This is a genomic window from Cognaticolwellia aestuarii, assembly GCF_002000025.1.
In the GTDB taxonomy this organism is placed as follows: Bacteria; Pseudomonadota; Gammaproteobacteria; order Enterobacterales; family Alteromonadaceae; genus Cognaticolwellia; species Cognaticolwellia aestuarii.
Window position 1 is genome coordinate 30618 of sequence record NZ_MUZV01000011.1, and the last position, 17504, is coordinate 48121.

Here is a 17504-nt window from a genome sequence, read left to right on the forward strand (position 1 = left end):
TTATTTACTCCATATTATTTGGTTATTTTATTAAATAGCGGGTCAATTGCTAAAAAATCAGATGCTTTTAGGTTACTGAGTAACTCAGATATTGAAGTTCTGTTTATTAATGTAGTTTTAAGGCTAGGAGGTATATCACTGTCGTCTATAGAATTTACTGTTGTAGTTAATGATGCCTTATCTAGACTACCATCTCCTTTAGAAAAGTGATTGCCAATAAGTACAACTTTTGCGTCTTCAACAGTTATTTTATCTTTATTTTTCTCTGATAGTTCTAGTGCCTTTTCATTACCAATATTTTCTTTAAGTAATTCGAGGTTAGATTTTTCCAATTTCTTAACTTGTTTTTTTAATTCAGTATTTAGTTTTGTATCAGTAGATTGAAGAGTTACTAATTCTGACCCACCATTTCTTGTTAAGTTTTGTGCTGCAATACCTGTGGCAAAATATTGTGCGATACCAACTCCACTTCCTTTAGTTCCGCCTTCAATATTTGCGCCAAAAGATGCTAAAACAGAGTAAGTATCTATACTTTTACTGTCTTTATCTCTTGATTCAGCCATGTATTTCGCATTATGTAAATCTATGCCTTGGTAAGTTGTACCAGCAACATCTTGAATTAATGACATTTCTGGTATTGATATAAAACTTCCTGCTTTAAGTGTTACATTTGGACTGCCACTAGCCAGTGAAAATGTAGATCCTTCTGTAAAAGTTAGCTCTGTTTGGGGCTCAAGTTTAACTTTAGTTCCTTTTGGTAAAACAAAAAAATTGTTCGTTGACAATGTTATGTCTGAGGCTCCACTAGGAATTGCGACTGAAGCGTTTTTGCCTGTAATGTAATAGCCTTTATGTTTGTATTTTAGTAGCTTAGAGTCGATCCCATTAATGAATAATGGCATCCAGACTAACTCTTTTCTTTTATATCCTACAATGAAACTCGGTATATTAGCCTGTTCAGGGCTACTAGAAATATCTACTCCTAGGTTTGTTTGAGTGCCAAATACCATTACATCACTATGCGGTGCTGCACATCCTATCAACATTGAAATTGATAATATTAAGGGGGCTTTTGAAAGGCGCATACATTTTCTCCATCAATTCCATTTTGCTTCAATATATCCATAAACTCCTGCAGTTCAGATTTAGTATAGACGACAATTGTGATCTGGCAATTAGCTGCTGCTTTGATTGTCTTTATATTTTTATATCCTAGGCCAATACCTCCTCCCCACATTGAATCATTAATTTGCCTACCATCAAGTAGAAGCCAAGCTCCAATTGATTCTACATCTAGGTTGATACTATGATTTTTCCCTTTCCCTTCTGGAGTTGATACTTTGACAACGCCTATATAAATTTCGTCTAAATATTTATCGTTTTCTGTTCCTAAATAGATGTTTGTGCATCCCATAAGGAATAATGTAATGAATATTACTAAACTGTGTGGCAGTGCTTTCATTAATATTCCTTAATAGAATATAGAGTAATTTTTTACTTATATTCCCATAAAAATAGCCAAAGTTAGTAACTTATTTAGGGCTTTATTATATTCACAAAACACTCGGTATATATAATAAAGCCCTTTTGATAGTTAGTTACTTTAGCTGTGTTCAGTACCGCTCAAAGCAATAAACTAATCTATTATTCACGTTTCAATTAAAGCTAATGACTCAGCAATATGATAAATATTTTTATAATCATACTTGATGGTATCAGGCCTTTTTTCTTCTAAATCTGACCAACTTAATAAGCAATCGTGGGTTTTCATTGCTTCGTTTTTTGATTTTCCATATCGCCAATTATTGACAATATGAAATGCATTCCATCTATTATGTTCGGTTTTTGCTAACGCATGTATTCGGTGTGTAAGTTGTTGATTATTTAGTCCCGTTTGCTTTTTAATAAACTTTATCCAATGCTGAATTAAAGCCATGTTTAGATCTGAAAATTCATTTAAATATGGCAAATAGTCTAATTCTTCTTGTTTTGTTGCAACTGAATTCTTAAAGGTAACCGCAGGTATTGAACCACCTAAAGCTAATAGTTTCATGGGAAAATGACGTTTTTCAGTAAAGTTTGAATTACGCTTAAAAAGAGGTTGGTTAACCCAATGTAACCACTGAGTTGAGTCCACTGTATCTTGGTCGTGTTTTTCTATTAGCACGGATAACGCTTCAGGCGTTAAAGCACTTAAGGCGAGTTCTGTTTTTGCATAAGTGTTGTGGCTTCGCTGCGCAAGTACTTCGCTGTTGTTATCTAATAATTGATTGAAACTTAATACTTTCTTTAAGGCGCCGAATGATTTGATTTGTTGGTGCTCTATATGATGATTTAAGGCGTTGTAATAATGAAATGTGGTTGTGTTATCCGTTGTTTTTAACTGCGCCAAGGTGCACATATCATAAAAGCGCAATATGCTTTTTAAGGCGATATTTTCATCTTCATCACAAACAATAATATGATTAAAATTAGACGGATTTTGAAGCTGCTGTTCAGAGCCTACAAAAGTAATATCCCATAAATCTAAGCCTTTTCCATTACAATGTTCAAACACTTGATGATGAGTAATAAAAAAGTCATGGGGTTGAGTTGCTAAGACAGTAATCTCGACTTTTTTATGATTGCAAAAGTGAGCCAAAAGCAAAAGCTCTCTGAGAATAGACTCTCCTATTTCACCAAAACCTGAAATAAGCACACTTACTGGTGCGCTAGTATTAGAGCTCGTATCTGTGTTTTCTCCTAATCCCATGGACTGCACTAAGTCGATAGCTATTTTTTCGCTTAAGTTAAATATGTTAATTAACAAGCCCGTAGATTGTTTTTTAATATTCTCAATTGAATAAAAAGCGCTAGGTTCAAAGAGTTTGTAGCTCATTACATTGTCTATTCCAATATGACAATGAAGCTCAGGTTTATAAGGTGACTCAACTAACGTTTTTAAAATAGCTAAATTAGTTAAGTCACACCCTGTTATAGCGACCATTGCTTTTGCTTTTAAAATAGCTGCTTTTAATTGAATAGCCATATCTGAAGCATCGCCCATTATCAAAGTAGCTTTTTTCTTTTTATACTGAGTAATTAATGGATTGTTATGATTTTTCTCTACGATAACGACTTTTTCTTTTTTATTGAGTAAATCATCAATTAAATAGGCGCTCTCGCTATTTAAGCCGAAAATAATGTAATGATTTTTGTAATACTTAACTAATATGTTGCTTTTAAACCAGCTACCAGCGGCAAAAAAGGTTGCAAATGCAATGGAGAAAAACACAGTGCAAACCGCAGAAAGTCTTGCTGCTGAAATTGCCCAATGTTTTAGTGCTTCATCGGCAGGGGAAGAAATTAAAGAAAATAATTTAAATGTGCTGTAAAAAACATCAAACCAACGGGTTAATTCTGGGTGAGAGATATTGTTTTTAACAACATATACCGAACTAAAACCATAAATTCCTAAGGTAATCGTAGCTACCACAAAAAATGCTAAAATGATGATGCCTCTAATACTTAGCGGGGCAGATGCACTTTTATTAGCTTTCATTAAATTTCCCTTTATTTATAACGTTTATAATATTCAATTTTTATATCAACATGACCAAACAGAGTTTATTTACTGGTAAAGTGTGCGCAACCTCTGTCTTGCCATTGCTGCGCTGATAGTGCGGGTAAAAAGAATGCTCTTCTTTCTGCTGGCGTTAGGCAGCTTCTATTTATTGGTAAGCTGTTAATTGCTTTTTGTTCATAGTCTTTAATACTAATCATTTTTTTATCTGCTTTTGTTAGCATTTTTTGGAAAATAGGTGTTACTTTTGCGGTAGGAAAGCGAGCGTTAGGTGTTAAATACTCTGTAGTAACAATACTCTTGCTATCATTTGAAAATTTAGAAGGTAAATCTTTAGTCACTTGTGAAAAAGTCTCAATTTTCTCCATGGTATTTACATCCCATAAAACGCTGGTATTACGCTCGGGATTAACAGTACTCGATGTTGTTAATAAATATTGTTGATCACTGGAAATGCTAACATCCACCAGAAAAACATTATCTAAAGAGTGTCTTTTTAACATACTTGGTTGTTCGTCTTTAAACTTCCAAACAGCAACATAGCTACCATCTATAAAAATTGCACCATTACCGTCAGGGTGGAAAATAAAATCTCTTATCCAGTGTCCATCCGAATAGAAAAGGGTGGATAAATTTTCAATAAAATCAGCAGAGAATAAGCTTAATTTTTTAGTATCATGTTGCACTAATATTTTGTCGTCAAAAGGGCTGAAAATAGCTATTTTGGGGTTTACTAAATCAGGATATGTTGCCTCGCGCTTACCGGAAATAAGGTCAAATAATATAACCTCTGAAGGTAAGTTTTGTTTCTTAACGTCGGAAGAAAAATAGTCAAAGGTTGAAACTAACAATACCTTTTTGCCTGCTTGGTTAAACTCATAAGAGGGTATTAAATTATTTCTAACTAAACTTTTAGTTACCCCTGTTAGTAAGTTTCTATGTTGTAACACTTCGTTTTTAAATGCCTGTTGTTCTTGCGGTTTTTTAAGTACGTAAATTATGCTATCGCCATCAGGTGAGAATTTAATATCGCGATAGAGTTTTCCTTCAAATATAAATTCATCAAGCTTTTCTCCTGTTTGTAAATCATAAACCAATGCTTCACTTTCGAATTTATTGTTAGCTTCTCTGGTAATTAATAGTTTATTCTGCTTCGGAAAAATATAACTTTGTAGCGTGTTTTTACCAAAATCCAATTCGTGTATTACGGTATTTTTCTTAATATCCCATATAAAATGTTTACCATCACGTTGGCTAACAACGACAAATTTATTATCAAAACTGTAATGTATATTTTTGATATAGTAAGACTCTTTATTCAAAAGCAACGGGCTTTCTACCTTACTCGTGAGTGACCACGATACTATTTGCTCGCCAAAGACGGTAAAAAAATTACCCTCGATAATTGCAGAAAATATGTCAATTAAGTTTGTTGCTTCCAAGCTATGATCTATAACTTTAACCAGTTCATGCGATTGAGCTGACCAGAGTATGCTTTTTTTGTCGTTGAAAGACGAGGCTAATACCAAGTCGCTGCCAGGGCTATAGCTGGCATAAGAAAGGTGGCTTTCGTTAAGTTGATAACGATGCAAAATTTCTCCAGTGGCTATCGACCACTCTAAAACTTGATTACTATAAGCTGATAGCGTTAGCAGTTTTTTGTTATCTGCACTGAATTGAGCGCTTAACAACTTAGACGATTTTTCAGATATTTTAATAGTTTGGAGTATTTCTCCTGTGTTCGCTGACCATATCGCAACTTTACTTCTTCCTATTTCACTAAATATCATTTCTCCGTTTGGACTAAAGTGTGCTTTTAAAGTGCCACGGTTACGCTTAGTATTAATGTCAGAAAAATCATTAATAAATTTATGCTGAATGAGTTTACCGGTCTCTAATGACCATACATAAGTGCCGTGATTTACTGCCACACTGAGTATTTTTGTTCCATCAGGGCTGAAAATAGGCTTAATAGGAATAACATTTTTTATGCTGATAGTGGTGGTTTTTTCTGCGCTCTCAGCGTCAAATACATCTATATAGCTAGTAACGGCGCTCTCAGCTTTGCTTTTGTTAGTTTGTAACCATTTGGGAATTGTTTTTTCGGGAATTACAGAGGTAATGGCCAGCAAATTTTTAACGGGATGAAACGCAACGCGACCTAATTGCCTATCAGGGTAATCAAACTGTTGTACTTGTTCTCCTGTTAATACTGACCAAACGTCTACTGCCTTTGCACTTGTGTAAATAAAGCGACTATCGTAACTAAAGTCAAAATTTAATATTCTTGATTCAGCGGTGATTTTAGTCACAGGCTGGCCATCATCAAGTGACCATATAGTTAATGTTTGATTATCTACCATCGCAACATAGCGACCGGTCTTGTCAAACTTTACTGACTGTCTCGAAAGCGGGTACTTGGAATTAATATTCATAAGCCGACTGATTTTTTCTAAGGGCTCATGGAAAGACAACTCGATGCCTTTGATCAAAGGCCTATCACCGCCATACAGGCCAGGAATAGCATTTAACGATAATAGCAACGCTGTGTCATATTCACCTTTCTCGCTTTGGTTTTTCGACATTTGGGTAAGAAATTCACTCTGTAAAACCAGTGCACCATTTTTTTCTTTTATAGCAAGTTGTTGTTGAAAAATAGCTTCCTCTTTCTGAAAATAAGCAAACACACCAGCCCCAATAGCCAAAATAGCTAATATAGCGACAGCAGCTAACCAACGTCGCAATTTTTTTGCTTTTAAACGCTCTTGCTGTAATTGATATTCTTTATCACGCTGAGTAAGTTCACCTAAAGGTACCCCTAAAATTCCGGCGATAATTTTAAGCAACATTAAATGCAACTGTTGTTGATAGGCATTTACCTTTGCAGCGATTGACTTCTTATCAAGCTGTGTGGTGTTTTTTAGATGTTCGCGATAAGCGGCCGGCGAAGTAAAGCCTTGTTCGGGTTTACCATTATTATTTATTCTAAAATCTGCAGCGATTGGCTCCGCGTGCTTATCAGTAGCATTACCTTCTTGATCGTATTCGTACTGTAAAGGAATTGGAAAACACTCATCTGCTTTAGTAAAGCCTAACTTTTGTTTACCTTCGTCCCAACTGGTATTGGGCTCTCCATCTATCATGGCAGCAATAATGTGCTGAGAGTTGCCTAATTTTTTGAAATAATCTATTTCGTCAGCAACATACGTTGATGCGACAGCTCTAGGTGAGCATAAAACAATTAATAAGTTTGTTTGCTCTAATGCACTAACAATTGATGTACCTAAATCGGCATGCGCAGGTAGTTCTTGCTCGTCTCTAAACACGGGATAAATACGAGGGGGAATAGTATCTCCTCGGCTATTTTTCTGGCCGACTAAATCATTCGGCACTTCGTAAGTTTCAATGGCTTGGTGTAACCATGTGGCCCATTTTCTACCTTGTGTTTTATTATCTGCATGGCGGTATGAGATAAACGCGTGGTATTTGAAAGATGAATTTTTACTGTTTGCCATTGAAAAGCCTGTTGTTATTATTTGAGGTTAATTATTTTTAGGAAGGGGGAAATGGTTATTTGCATGTAACACTTTATTTTTTGCACACGAGGGAAAATGGCCAGTAAAAGCACATTAATAGCAAAAGAAACTCTCTCACTAATTTCAGCTTTAAATATGACTACGGCATCTGTAAAACAGCATAAATTAGTGCTATTAAAACAATTCTTTTGCACTAACTTGCAACTAAAGAAGCCCATACTTAATTTTACTTTCACTTTACTCTACAGCTTACATACTTTACTTTAACTCTGTACAACTTTAGCACAACTGATTGATTTATCACCATGATTTTTTAATTGACCCGTTATATTCGGCGTAAATTTTATAGCTTTGTTGTGGTTAATACTGCTGTAACCGTTTTATAACACTTAGCGAACTTGGCTTATTTGTTCATTGTAAAAGCGAGTTATTTTTCAATATGCGTATTCGCTATTATGATGCACAAACAATTACTGTTAGCTTTTATAACCAGTTAAAAATGATTAGCTATGGCATGTGGGCTTGCCTTTGATTCGTTTTCTTTGTCTAAACGGTATACATAGAAACTTAACCAGTGTGATTAAACATATGAATATACATTTATTTACTGAAAGCAAACCACCAGAGTCATATAATCAAACCTATTGGCTATGCTTAAAGCAACGTATGGCTTGGCTATTGCAGAATTGGTTAAATAAAAGCGGCGATCCGTATTTATATTTTGATCTATTAAAAGCGCCATTATTTATAAGTGATGAAGTAGCGTTTAATTCGCTTTTTTCGGGAGAGCTTTATCATCAAGAGCAATTCGTTAGTCGCTTTATTGATGAGTGTTATTGGATTATTTGGCGAGTTACACAAGGCGATACCACTTACTTTTTTTTCTTGCGTGCAGAAAATTTTTATAAAGGTAGTATGTTAGACCAATATACTTTCCCTTATCAGTTTGATAAAACTCAATTGATTGCACAACGTGAGCAAGTAGAAAACTTGTTAATCGAATTAGACCAATATGGTGCAAAAAGCCAGTCATTATTGCCCTTTCAAAAGCCAAATAATAGTACTAATAGTTCTGCTGTATACGCTCAACTCTCAGAAAATAAACCGTCAGATATGCCTCAATGTAATCAGCATGAAAGCAGGTTTTTAGCATTACACCGTGACAAGTTTACTTATCAACTGCCTCTAATTGAATTAAATAAACAATTAATTTATCTGAGCAAAATAGATAATGGACAATGGCAACAAGATACCTACATTAAAGCGTGGAATTTTGCTAGCAAAGCACATTGTAAACAGTTCATACCTGGTAGCGATGTTCCATATATTAACCATATTGGCTTAGTTGCCATGGAGGTTATATCCGCACTGACGCAGCCGCAAATAGATAAAATGTTACATTACCAACCGATTAAGTTTCAAAATTTAGCGGTGGTTTGCGCGTTATTACACGATACAATTGAAGACACTGCAGTTACATTTGAAGATATTGAAACTGCATTTAATCAATATGTTGCTGCAGGTGTTTTAGCGTTAACCAAAAACACTAATTTAGCCACTAAGCGAGATCAAATGATCGATAGCTTAGCGCGTATAAAAGCGCAACCTTTAGAAATAAGCATGGTAAAAATGGCTGATAGAATAACTAACTTACAGCCACCGCCAGCTCACTGGACTAAAGATAAAATAAGGAATTATCGTGACGAGGCGCAATTGATTCTTGAAACCTTAGGTACGAAAAATGAATACTTAGCACAGCGGCTAAAAGAAAAAATTGATAACTATCAACAGTATTGTTAAATAAGATAGCCTTACATCAACCATGTAATTGAGGTATTCAATTTTCACAAAGGGTTTTTCTGCTGATAATTGTATTAGGGAGGTATTAGTGTGCATTAAACGAAAAATAGCTTGCTAGCACATGATTTGAACAACTTGGATTTAAATAAACAGCATTTAATGCCCAGTAGCAAATGAACAAGCCAGTAAATAAAGACAAAATAAAAATAAGTGCAAAGCGAAAAGCTAAGCTGATAGGGAAAATATCTTACATATCACCTTGTACGCAAGCTGATATAAATTACTGGTATCGACGCAATACTCTTGTATTTTCTACCTTACTCGTCGTCTTTATATGGTTAATTTATGCCGCCTTAAGTCGAGAGACACAGTTTCAGCGTTTTAATCAATTAAGTCTTATGTGGACTGATAATTTAAATGTATTTGATTTAATTGCATTTATAGCGAATTATTTTGTAGCAGAACTGATTTTGTGTTTTTTTACTTACTTTTTGATTAGAAACCTATTTGCTCAATGCCTAATAAAAATTGTTGGTGAAAAAGGTTTTGCTTTTGTTGGCGTAAAACGAAACTATACCGTTACATCTGCAAATATCGCATTGTTTTCATCAGTTAAAAGAATGAGGATCACTATCCCTCGAGGGGGTATTGGTAAACACTACAAATGGTATGGCGATAGTCGGTTGAGTGTGTTTGATTACGCCTACCACCCTTTTTTGTAAAGTACTCACTTTATTCATGCAGTGCTTGAAAGTTGGCACAAACATCGAATATTAAAAACGCTTTAAGTGGCAATGAAAACGGAGTAAACATGAAAGTTATATTCTCACATGGCAAAGAAAGTGGCCCTTGGGGTAGTAAAATAACCCAACTTGCTAACATGGCCAAAGCGGCAGGTTTTAGTGTCGATAGTATTGACTACAGCAATTTAGTAAGCCCCGATGAGCGGGTGACAAAGTTGAATACTTATTTAGCAAGCGAGCTTGAACCTTATATTTTAGTCGGCTCAAGCATGGGCGGTTACGTTTCATTAGTCGCATCATTAAGTAACCAACCACTGGGCGTATTTTTATTGGCGCCAGCTTTGTATATGCAGGGTTATCAGCAGCAAAGTTATAATACTACGCTTAACAATATTGAGATTGTACATGGTTGGTCTGACGATATTGTGCCCGTAGCTAGCTCTATAAAATATGCTCAGCAAACGCAGTGTACCTTGCATCTTATTGATGGCGATCACCGTTTAAATTCATCAATTACACAAGTTATCGCGTTATTTGAATCGTTTTTACTCACCACTAAAACTAACGCTCAGCAAGCGAGCGTAGCAGTTCAATGAAGTGGTTATATGTTGTTATCTTAATTGTTACCTTAGCGCTTTGTGCAGCAGTAAACTCAGCAGAACCAGACAGTGGCATCGATAAAGCGCAATGGCAACAGGCGCGTGAATACTTTAGTCGGCAGGGCTCTGCATTAGAAAACGAACTTTTTAGCGGTTACTCTACAGCTAAGCAAGCATTGCTGTTAGGCAGTACTTTATGGCTGAATGATGAAACGTTAACTCAGAAAAATATTACTCAAAAAAACACTAACCATAAAAATGAAACGCAAAAAATATTAGCCCAACGCTTACTTATTCAAGCGGCTAGCCAAGCTGATATGTTGAATAAATTTGACCAGGGATATTTGTATAATTTGTTAGCAAGCACATATCAACGTGAAAATAACATCATAACTGCAGCGCATTACTTTAACCTAAGTATCGACGTTGAATACCCCGATGCATGTAATAACCTAGGGGTGATGTGGGAGCAACAAAACAACTTTAAACAAGCGAAAGAAACTTATATACGCTGCTTAGCACTTAGCAAGGTGTTTGCCACGCCGCTACTTTATTTAAACCTAGGGACTATCTACTATAATGGCGCCGGGGCGGTAAACAAAAATAAGCGGCTAGGTGCTAGCTATTGGCAAAAATCTTATGACTTATTTCCATTTGATGCTGATACTAATTACAACCTCGGAATTTACCACCTGAATGAGACTAAGCGTTACGCTAAAGCGCGCTATTATTTTGCTTATTGCGCTTTTAGCGACCCAGACTGTGCGCAAATTATCGCTAGTAATGCACTTATTGGCCATTATGCTGATAAGGCATACCTACAAGAGGTACTAGCATTGTCAGCACCATATCAGCGTGAAAACTTACTCAGTGATAGGTTAAAATATGCTTTCAACGAGGCAATATATTTTGATGAGTTAACCAAAAACAACTTAAGGTTTACCATTGAAACGTCAGATAATAATCAAGTGACCTCTGTGGCCGTAAGCTTTACACCGTCAGAAGCTGAGCGCGCAACTCTTATGCTAAATCGTTTAATTTATCTCGATATGTTTACTGGTTTAAACTTGCCGATGTTAAAACTAAAGTCAGCGATATCAAAACATAAAAGTGCTACGTTTGAATACTTAAAACAACGACACCGTTTAACTTACACAGAAGGTATCTTTGTTTATAGTATTGAGTTAAATAATTAAGTGTGAATGCTTTTTGATATAAGTGCGTGGTGATTAACTGACCAACCACGACAAAAAACAGTTAGCACCTAAGCTGCTTTGCCGACGTTATTCATCTTAATTTACCCATGACTAATGTTGGCCGAGTTAAATTAACAGCATAAGTAAAGTAAAAAATTAGATTGATATTTTCAATAAGGATACCTTCAAAATGATCACATTATCCGCAGAGCAATGCCGCATTATTGGTGTAATGCTGGAAAAAGAAACCACTACGCCAGAGCAATACCCACTGTCGGTAAATGCTATAACCGCTGGCTGTAATCAAAAAAGTAATCGCGAACCTGTCATGTCGCTTAGCGAACAAGACTGGCAAAACACGGTAGATGAGCTGGTACAAATGAATCAGCTGATGATTGACCATAAAGCCTCAAGCCGAGTAAATAAATACTTTCATCGCTTTTGTAACACCGAATTTGGCAACCTACAATTTACAGCGCAACAACGCGCGATTATTTGCGTGTTATTTCTAAGAGGCCCGCAAACACCAGGAGAATTAAGAACCCGCACCAATCGCTTAGCTGATTTTTCCGATGTAAATGAAGTAGAAGTAGTATTACAACAACTGCAAAACCTAAATAACCAAACCTTAGTGCAGAAGCTCGAACGCGAACCCGGTAAACGTGAATCTCGCTATGTGCAGTTATTTTCATGTTTTGATGAAAACCACTCAACAGCGTCAAACACCAGTGCGCTATCTGGTGACGCAGAGCATGAAAACGGCAGTACAAACATATCCATACCTTCAGAAAGTGAGCACCTACTTACCCAAAGGGTTAATTTGCTTGAGCGACAAGTAGCGACATTAACCGAGCAAGTGGCTTGTTTGACTGAGTTGCTTGAGGGTAAGTGATGATTTTTTGATGGTTGTGGCTTAATTTTACAGGTCGTTTTTATTTTCTTTTTTACCATTACTGATTTTAGATAAAAAATCTGAAAAGGACTTTCATGAAGCAAACAGGTATTTATGAGCAGTTAATTACCCAATTAGTTGAACAAAATTTAGATCGGGAGTCTTTTCATGTTGGCGAACGGCTGCTAGAGTCGGGCGAAGCAGCAACATGGTTGTCTCGTTTTCTAACTCGGTTGATCGAAATAGCGATGGATTCAGTACCGCGTAGCGATGCAAGAATTCATGAACAAATAGCGCTAGCAAACACTATAGTGCAGTGGCTTAGCAGGCATATTAAAGATGATGAGTTGATCAGTGAAAACTTATTAGACAGCCAAGGAAAAATCTTAACCGCTTTATTTGATAAATCGAATCCGATTTCAGCTGACTTGCCTAAATATGTTGAATCGATAATGCCAATAACAGGGCTCACACAAAGTGAATTATTTTGTGGTAGTAATGTAGGTGTATCGCTAGAAACCGAGATAAAAAGAGAAATACAGTCATCAGATAAAATTTACTGGCTGGTATCATTTATTAAATGGACCGGCATTAGAATATTCAAAAAAGAGCTTGAGGATTTCGCGCGAAGTGGCAAACAACTAAAAATAATTACTACCTCTTACATGGGGGCTACAGATGCAAAAGCGGTTGAGTTTTTAGCGTCATTACCTAATACCGAAGTTAAACTCAGTTACAACATAAACCGTGAAAGGTTGCACGCCAAATCTTATTTGTTTATGCGAAATACCGGTTTTCATACCGGTTATATTGGCTCATCTAATTTGTCTCATTCAGCATTAACCAATGGCTTAGAGTGGAATTTGAAAATTACCTCGCAAGAAATTCCACACATTATCGAAAAGTCGCTTAGCACCTTCGATACTTATTGGGAGTCACCTGATTTCGAATACTTTGATGGTAAAGCCGAAAGTCGCGAAAAACTAGGTAACGCATTACAGGAAGCAAAAGGTGGTTTTAACCACTCAGTAACTAACTTTTATTTTGATCTAAAGCCACATTCACATCAGCAGAGAATATTAGAAAAATTGCAAGTTGAGCGGGATATGCATAACCGATATCGGAACTTAGTTGTTGCCGCAACAGGTACAGGTAAAACTATTATTTCCGCTTTTGACTTTGCACGTTTTTATCAGCAGAAACCAGAGGCAAAATTTCTATTTATTGCTCATCGTGAAGAGATTTTAAAACAAGCATTGAGTGCTTACCGCGGTGTATTAAAAAATAGCACTTTTGGCGAATTGTGGGTTGGCAATAACAAGCCCAATAAATATCAGCATTTGTTTGCTTCCATTCAAAGCTTGAGCACGCAACTCAATAATCAAATTGACCGTTTAGCATTAAGTGAAAACTATTTTGATTATATCGTTATTGATGAAGTTCACCATATTTCAGCAAACAGTTATCGTGCTGTGCTCAAGCATTTTAATCCTCAGGTATTATTAGGCTTAACAGCAACACCTGAAAGACATGACGGTAGTGACATTTTAAGTGACTTTTGCCATGTTATTGCCGCAGAAATACGATTACCTGAAGCTATTAATCAACGTCATTTAGCGCCGTTCCAATATTTTGCTATTGATGATGATACCGACTTAACTAAAGTACCATGGTCAAAAGGGCGTTACGATATTGCTGAACTTACGCATCTATATACCTATAATGACCAACGCGTTTTACGTATTCTACAAAGCCTAAGTGAAGTTGTAACTGAGCCAGCCCAAATGCGAGCATTAGCTTTTTGTGTCAGTAAAGATCACGCAAATTTTATGGCTAAAAAATTCACCTTACATAATATTGCTTGTGGTGTGCTTACCAGTGATAACAGCAAAGACCGTGATATTTTGCAGCAACAGCTAAGATCAAAAAAAATTAATGTTTTGTTTGTTGTTGATATTTTTAATGAGGGTGTCGACATTCCAGAATTAGATACCTTACTATTTTTGCGTCCGACTGAAAGTTTAACCGTATTTTTACAGCAATTAGGGCGAGGGTTACGCCTGACCAACGATAAAGAATGTTGTACGGTTTTAGACTTTGTTGGCAACTCGCGTGCAGAGTATGACTTCTCTCATAAATTTAGAGCCTTGGTGGGTAAAACAAACCATGCCATAGGGAAAGAAGTAGAACAAGGTTTTCCTAACTTACCATTAGGGTGCCGTATTGAGTTGCAAGAAAAAACTCAAGCCATGATCCTTAAAAATATTAAGCAAGCAACACTGAATAAGCATAAATTTATTAGCTTAATACAAAACTTTCTTCATGTGACAAACTTACCGCTCACATTGGTAAATTTCTTACATATTTACCCTCATATTACGCTAGAAAATATTTATAAAGTGAAAGGGGGTTGGTCGTTATTATTGGCAGCGAGTAACAATAATGAAATACCTTCAGATGAAAAAGCACTTTATGATGCTTACTACCGCGCCATTAATAATCGTTTACTCAACTGTTCATCGTTATCTTACTTACGCTTTATTAAAGCGCTTTGTGCTAATGATTTTAGCATGTCAGGTATTAATATCGATAATATGTCTCAACATTGTCTACAGAAGTTTGCCTTAATGTGTCATTACGATTTCTGGGATAAAACCGGTCGTCAACTTGGTTTCGAAAATTTAAGTGCTAGCCTCAAGGCGCTTAGAAAAAATGACTTACAGCAAGAATTAAGCGAAGTCATTACGTTACTCATTGATCGCCTTGAGGTTAACGAATTTGATATGCCAGTTGTTAATAATGTTGTTGTAGACTCTTCTCCGCTAAAAATGCATGTTCGTTATCCAAAAGAGCATATTCTAGTCGCTTTTGGTGATAGTACGTTTAATAAAAAGTCCTCGAGTCGCGAGGGTGTTTTAAATATTGCTAATGCGAATACCGAGCTATTGTTTGTCACCTTAAATAAATGTGAGAAACAATTTTCCGCTACCACCATGTACCATGATTACGCCATTAGCCCGACCTTATTTCATTGGCAAACACAAAATAGCGCTAGGCCGAATTCAGGCCGAGGTTTAGCTTACATTACACAAAAAGAAAGCAAAAAAACTTTCCTGCTATTTGTACGTGAGCAAGGTAAAGATGAGAATGGAAGAACTATGGGCTTTGTTAACTTTGGTCCGGTCGACTTTGTGAAATACGAAGGTAGTCAGCCAATGAATATCACATGGAAATTGCAACATGCTATGCCTGCATATTTATGGCAAGAAACCGCTAAATTGGCTGTTGGATAGTGATGTAAGCTCATAATTAAATAGAAGATGAAGTGATGTCTATTAACCAGCTTATTACGAGTACTACAACGTTAAAAATATTGACAATAAAGTTAAATTCTCGCATTAAGGAGCGTGAAGCATCATCTTTTTCTAATTTTATTAATTAGTTTAAAACACCAAAAGATATTTTTTACTGCGAATGCACCAAGCCAGTTTCATCATTTTCAAAACCATGACAAATATAACCCACTAACTGGCGCTTTTTCTTGGCTATATGATGAAAATGCTCAAAGCCAACAGAAAAGGCAAATGGGTTAGCGTTGTAGTCGGCGTATGATTGATCTGCTCCGTTTTGTGCTTCACGCACACCAGCAGCGAATGAGCTTAAAAAGTCGTCGCGGTTATTGAGTAAAATAACCGTTGCGCCGGTATCGCTTTCAACCAGTTCTAATGCACCTAGCTCAATATACTTATCAACCACTGTGTTATTGAAAAAACCACTGTATTGCTCGGTTTCACCATCATAAGCCACGGCCGAGTCATCTGTTGCTTCCATTAAAGAGACAAACAATTCTCTTACTTTTTTTGAAATCATACCTTGTTCCTTTTACGACGGTATTGGCAAATAATTCACTGGTTTTATAAAGCCATTAAGCTGATGGCTAGTTGTAGTAACTAGCCATGCATTACAAGTTATACAAAAAACCTAACTACCTAATATTTTAAGCGGTAGCGATAAGGCGTTGTTACCCGTTTGGCCTACCAACCAAATAATAGCGCTTAAACCACCAACGGTAACAACATACCAAATTGCAGACACTACTTGTGCATAACGATTAAGCGGTAGTAATTGGCTAAGGTGTCGGCGTTTATATTCAAAAAATATTTCAATACTACCAATTGCTAGTAAGAAGCCTAGCAAGGCTAAACCAAAGTAATAGCTAATATAAATACCAAGCGCTGCACCTAATGCACAAACGATTAAACCCACTTTTGAGTTAATAGAGAAAGCGATACTTTTAAGTACGTGGCCGCCGTCTAAGGGTAATATGGGTAACAAGTTAAATAAGTTCAGTAGGGCGTTAAACACCGCTAAGCCGGCGAGTATTTCTAGGTCAGTTATCCAATATCCAATTAAACAGGCAATTGAGAGAATTAAGCCGAAAAATGGTCCCATGATGGAAATAACCACGTCTTGCCAGCGGGTGTTAATTTTGTCGTCACTCAGCGCTAAACCACCAACAAAAGGTATCAGGTAAATGCCTTTGGTTTTTAAACCGAAGTATTTCATCGCTTTAATATGACCATATTCATGAAACACGAGGCAAAGGATAAGCGCAATGGCGAATTCGATTGAAAACAACCAGCTGTATGCGGCTAAACTGCCGGCGGCAAATAGCACTTTTATTACTTTGGCACTTTTTAGTAACTTTAAACCAAGGCCAGCCATACCAACCAAACTAAACTTTATCGGCTGCTTTTCACGGGCACTAACGTCTTGCTGCTCAATGCTTTTTTCATCGAGTGAGTCACTTTGTACTACTTGGTCGTTGAGTAAAAGTTGGTATTGCAGGGTAAAAGGCTGCCATTGCAGTGCGCCATTAAGCTCTACTTGTATTTCGCCTTGTTCACTTTGTAGCATAAACTGATGTGAAAACGTGTCGCTGTCGGCGCTTGCATCAATTTGTGATACACATTGTTCGTTCCAAAATAGCTGCTGCCAGCCCGCCATTGAACCTTCTAATCTTAATGTTTTGCCTAAACACTCTATTGCTAATAATTGCACTGCATAACCTTTGCTATAAAACCTTGCCCGATTATCGCTATATTTTCGCAGTCAGCAAGGTTTATTGGCAAAAAACAATATCTATAGATTGATTTATGACCTTAGTGGCTTTTGC

The 17504-nt window shown here is 36.4% G+C and carries 12 protein-coding genes; 6 read left to right on the forward strand and 6 right to left on the reverse strand.

Annotation, left to right across the window (positions count from 1 at the left end; translation table 11 throughout):
* Positions 1-14: 14 nt before the first annotated feature.
* The 4 genes from B0169_RS15845 to B0169_RS15860 all read right to left on the reverse strand — a co-directional run bounded on the left by B0169_RS15845 (position 15) and on the right by B0169_RS15860 (position 7077).
* The gene (locus tag B0169_RS15845) at positions 15-1085 is read right to left on the reverse strand and encodes a hypothetical protein (protein WP_077287592.1); all 1071 of its coding nucleotides are present in this window, start codon (positions 1083-1085) and stop codon (positions 15-17) included.
* The gene (locus B0169_RS15850; protein WP_077287594.1) at positions 1061-1462 is read right to left on the reverse strand and encodes a hypothetical protein; all 402 of its coding nucleotides are present in this window, start codon (positions 1460-1462) and stop codon (positions 1061-1063) included. Before B0169_RS15850 ends, B0169_RS15845 begins: the two co-directional genes overlap by 25 nt.
* Before the next feature lie 186 nt (positions 1463-1648).
* Positions 1649-3541, reverse strand: coding sequence for an NAD-binding protein (locus B0169_RS15855; RefSeq protein ID WP_077287596.1), 1893 nt, complete (start codon positions 3539-3541; stop codon positions 1649-1651).
* A gap of 65 nt (positions 3542-3606) precedes the next feature.
* Entirely contained in the window at positions 3607-7077 is a 3471-nt protein-coding gene (locus B0169_RS15860; RefSeq protein ID WP_077287598.1) for a TIR domain-containing protein, read from the reverse strand.
* Between the two features lie 609 nt (positions 7078-7686).
* Between B0169_RS15860 and B0169_RS19455 the strand changes: the two genes are divergently transcribed.
* The 6 genes from B0169_RS19455 to B0169_RS15895 all read left to right on the forward strand — a co-directional run bounded on the left by B0169_RS19455 (position 7687) and on the right by B0169_RS15895 (position 15621).
* Entirely contained in the window at positions 7687-8898 is a 1212-nt protein-coding gene (locus B0169_RS19455) for an HD domain-containing protein (protein ID WP_202971835.1), read from the forward strand.
* A gap of 173 nt (positions 8899-9071) precedes the next feature.
* Positions 9072-9620: a hypothetical protein gene (locus B0169_RS15875; protein ID WP_077287602.1), complete on the forward strand. Its 549-nt coding sequence runs from the start codon at positions 9072-9074 to the stop codon at positions 9618-9620.
* Positions 9621-9709: 89 nt separating this feature from the next.
* On the forward strand, positions 9710-10237 hold the full coding sequence (locus B0169_RS15880) for an alpha/beta hydrolase (RefSeq protein ID WP_077287710.1): 528 nt from the start codon (positions 9710-9712) through the stop codon (positions 10235-10237).
* Positions 10234-11436 carry a tetratricopeptide repeat protein gene (locus tag B0169_RS15885; RefSeq protein ID WP_077287604.1) on the forward strand — a complete coding sequence of 401 codons (1203 nt, stop codon included), beginning with the start codon at positions 10234-10236 and terminating at the stop codon, positions 11434-11436. The genes B0169_RS15880 and B0169_RS15885 overlap by 4 nt, the downstream gene beginning before the upstream one ends.
* A 190-nt stretch (positions 11437-11626) precedes the next feature.
* Positions 11627-12328 carry a YceH family protein gene (locus B0169_RS15890; RefSeq protein WP_077287606.1) on the forward strand — a complete coding sequence of 234 codons (702 nt, stop codon included), beginning with the start codon at positions 11627-11629 and terminating at the stop codon, positions 12326-12328.
* A 95-nt stretch (positions 12329-12423) separates the two neighbouring features.
* A complete protein-coding gene (locus B0169_RS15895; RefSeq protein ID WP_077287608.1) occupies positions 12424-15621 on the forward strand; it encodes a DEAD/DEAH box helicase in 3198 nt (1065 codons plus the stop codon).
* A gap of 172 nt (positions 15622-15793) precedes the next feature.
* On the opposite strand, the gene B0169_RS15900 is transcribed toward B0169_RS15895, so the two are convergent.
* Positions 15794-16198: a hypothetical protein gene (locus B0169_RS15900; RefSeq protein WP_077287610.1), complete on the reverse strand. Its 405-nt coding sequence runs from the start codon at positions 16196-16198 to the stop codon at positions 15794-15796.
* A 111-nt stretch (positions 16199-16309) separates the two neighbouring features.
* Positions 16310-17389, reverse strand: a complete 1080-nt coding sequence (locus B0169_RS15905; protein WP_077287612.1) for a site-2 protease family protein — start codon at positions 17387-17389, stop codon at positions 16310-16312.
* Between the last annotated feature and the right edge of the window lie 115 nt (positions 17390-17504).

Excerpts from the sequence above, each read along its gene's own strand:
- B0169_RS15845 (WP_077287592.1), bottom strand. The coding sequence starts at position 1,085 with ATGCGCCTTTCAAAAGCCCCCTTAATATTATCAATTTCAATGTTGATA.
- B0169_RS15850 (WP_077287594.1), bottom strand. The coding sequence starts at position 1,462 with ATGAAAGCACTGCCACACAGTTTAGTAATATTCATTACATTATTCCTT.
- B0169_RS15855 (WP_077287596.1), bottom strand. The coding sequence starts at position 3,541 with ATGAAAGCTAATAAAAGTGCATCTGCCCCGCTAAGTATTAGAGGCATC.
- B0169_RS15860 (WP_077287598.1), bottom strand. The coding sequence starts at position 7,077 with ATGGCAAACAGTAAAAATTCATCTTTCAAATACCACGCGTTTATCTCA.
- B0169_RS19455 (WP_202971835.1), top strand. The coding sequence starts at position 7,687 with ATGAATATACATTTATTTACTGAAAGCAAACCACCAGAGTCATATAAT.
- B0169_RS15875 (WP_077287602.1), top strand. The coding sequence starts at position 9,072 with ATGAACAAGCCAGTAAATAAAGACAAAATAAAAATAAGTGCAAAGCGA.
- B0169_RS15880 (WP_077287710.1), top strand. The coding sequence starts at position 9,710 with ATGAAAGTTATATTCTCACATGGCAAAGAAAGTGGCCCTTGGGGTAGT.
- B0169_RS15885 (WP_077287604.1), top strand. The coding sequence starts at position 10,234 with ATGAAGTGGTTATATGTTGTTATCTTAATTGTTACCTTAGCGCTTTGT.
- B0169_RS15890 (WP_077287606.1), top strand. The coding sequence starts at position 11,627 with ATGATCACATTATCCGCAGAGCAATGCCGCATTATTGGTGTAATGCTG.
- B0169_RS15895 (WP_077287608.1), top strand. The coding sequence starts at position 12,424 with ATGAAGCAAACAGGTATTTATGAGCAGTTAATTACCCAATTAGTTGAA.
- B0169_RS15900 (WP_077287610.1), bottom strand. The coding sequence starts at position 16,198 with ATGATTTCAAAAAAAGTAAGAGAATTGTTTGTCTCTTTAATGGAAGCA.